This window comes from Vibrio sp. 1401 (assembly GCF_033340295.1).
Genome location: NZ_JAWOWF010000560.1, coordinates 1 through 601, shown reverse-complemented (window position 1 = coordinate 601; position 601 = coordinate 1). Strand labels below are relative to the sequence as shown.

Annotated in this window: 1 protein-coding gene; it reads right to left on the bottom strand. The window is 50.6% G+C overall.

All coding sequences use genetic code 11. The features are described from left to right. Window positions 1–601: toprim domain-containing protein (locus R7Z77_RS26825; protein WP_318137234.1), on the bottom strand; the 601-nt coding region annotated here is incomplete at both ends.

Here is a 601-nt window from a genome sequence, read left to right as displayed (position 1 = left end):
GTGGTCTCGCGTAGCTGAATTGGGTTCATCTCACCCAGACCTTTGAATCGTTGCACGTTGATTTTGGCTTTCTTCTTCGACAAACGTTCTAGAATGCCATCTTTTTCATCGTCATCGAGGGCGTAGAAGACTTCTTTACCACAGTCGATTCGATACAGAGGCGGCATTGCTACATAGATATGACCCGCTTCAACGAGCGCGCGGAAGTGACGAGTAAACAAAGCACACAATAGCGTTGCGATGTGAAGACCATCCGAGTCCGCATCGGCAAGGATACAAATTTTACCGTAGCGTAGGCTATCAAGGTTGTCGCTGTCTGGGTCGATACCCAACGCAACCGAGATGTCATGCACTTCTTGAGACGCCAGAACTTGATCGGCAGAGACTTCCCATGTGTTTAGGATCTTACCACGCAGTGGCATTACCGCTTGGAATTCACGATCTCGGGCTTGCTTCGCGCTGCCACCCGCCGAGTCACCCTCCACGAAGAAGATTTCGGTGCGATTTAAGTCTTGTACGGAACAGTCTGTTAGCTTACCTGGCAAGGCAGGACCCGATGCGACTTTCTTACGTACGACTTTCTTGCTTGCGCGCATACGAC